Annotated in this window: 2 protein-coding genes; both read left to right on the forward strand. The window is 43.5% G+C overall.

What is annotated here, in order from left to right; genetic code table 11:
- Positions 1-227 (forward strand): hypothetical protein (locus F6K53_RS39000; RefSeq protein ID WP_366511416.1); only part of this gene is annotated, 227 nt, incomplete at its 5' end.
- A 337-nt stretch (positions 228-564) separates the two neighbouring features.
- On the forward strand, positions 565-1,905 hold a 1,341-nt coding region (locus tag F6K53_RS39005; protein ID WP_293085248.1), incomplete at its 3' end, for a transposase.

The following is a 1,905-nucleotide window of genomic DNA, read 5'->3' on the forward strand; positions in this document are numbered from 1 at the left end:
TATCCTTAGTGACTGGATTTTTGGCTTGGCCAGTGATGGGGATTATTTTGGGCATCAAGGGCAATGAGTGGGCATGGAAAAGTCGCCGTTGGAAGAGTATCAAAACCTTTAAGCGCCATCAACGGGTTTGGGCGCTCACATCATTCGTCATTATTGCTATCATAGTTACCCTACTATTTTTATTTTTAGAGCTGATTCGTAAACTCGCACTAAACCTTGTAGGATAAGGCTTGCGCTAAAATAGAACAATTGAACTATTTAATAGCTAAAAGACAATCATAGCAAGGCTTTCATACTTCTTAAGATGTACTTTACGAATTAGCTCTTAGTATTGTTTATTGGGATAGCCTCCCTAGTGCCGTGGTGAATCACCTATTGCTCAACTGTAGCATTCGTGTGTTCAGTGCATCCGTGTGTTCAGTGGCTTCGATACTAGTTCCAGGTTAAGCCTCGCAGCCAAACCCCTAAAAATAGGGATAATACGGTATTTAACCGTACAAATCAGACAGGGATATTTACTAGCGCTATGGTATAATTTAAATAGGACACAGAGTGAAAGCGACCATGCCAAAAAAAGTAGGAGCAACCAGGAAGATATCGACTCAAATCGTCCCTGTAGTGGGGATGGCAAAGTCGGTTGAGCTTGAGTTACTGTCTACCATGAAAAAACTTGGTGTGGTTCGCTCTGAGTCTTACAACAAATTGGGAAGCATTAGCTACTGGGGACTCGACTGGAAAAAAGCATACCCAGAAGTCAGGAGTTTTAGAAATCCCGAATCCCTGGGATTGCCCTCTAAATTGATGGAATGGACGGTCAGTGATGTAGCCAAGGCCATTACAGCGAGCCAAGCTGCTTGCACTGAAGCGGTAATTAAAAAGGTTTACAAAAGGTTCCCTGGCAAGGATGACCAAAAGAAGCGGAAAGAGCTTTGCAAACAACTTAAGACCGTAGCTTTCCTCGATAACTCCCTCTTACACAGATTTGTCAGAAAGGAATTTCAGCGGGGACATTCTTGGGGTAAAAACCAGATAGTCTATCAACAAGGAGGGTACAAATGCAAAAGACTTTCCCGTAATACTTACCAGTTAGAACTAGCTGGATTAAAAAGAGGGAAGAGGAACAGGATAGTTGTTAGGTCTAACCGAAAAATAAAAGGACAAATAAGGTTAATCCACAACCAACTCCTACAAAGATTTGAAATTCACTTCTTGGTAGACTATGGAACCGTAGAGATTTCATCTGAACGTCGGAGTATAGGAGTAGACAAGGGTTACACTGAGGCTTTCTATGACTCAGAGGGTCAAGCTCATGGAAAAGAACTAGGAAAAGTAGCCACCAAAAAGTCTGAGCACATATGTGCAAAGAACCGGAACAGGGGTAAGCTTTGGGCACTTCATAGAAAACTAGAAAAAATAGACCCGGCCAAATCGGCTCGAATACTCGAAAATAATCTGACCAGAAAAACAGAAAATCGCCGTTACAGAAAAAATCAATCAGAACTGACGGCGATAATAGGAGCAGCCTCTAAGTCTCTTTTTAATGGGGAATCTTTAAAGGTATTTGCTGTTCGCGAAGCGTGGCCTACGGCCTCAGATTTAACACAACCAATCCGAAACAAACGTCAGAGTAGCGCCGTGTCCCGCAAACTTAATAGTTGGATGAAAGGAGTGATGCGGGACTCTTTACAAAAATGGTCTAATTGGACTGGCTCGGTTGTTACAGAAGTTCAGCCTAGTTACACGTCGCAAATTGACTCCAGGAATGGCACCCTGTTGGGCAAAAGGACTGGGGACAATTTTACCGGATTTGATGGGGTCGTGTTGTGCGGCTTGTTCCTAGTAGGAGCTGCCTATCCCAGGCAGGGTATGACTAGGGGATTCGCGGGGAAAACCCCGAACTCTAAC

The sequence above is a fragment of the Moorena sp. SIO4A1 genome, assembly GCF_010672065.1.
Lineage (GTDB): Bacteria > Cyanobacteriota > Cyanobacteriia > Cyanobacteriales > Coleofasciculaceae > Moorena.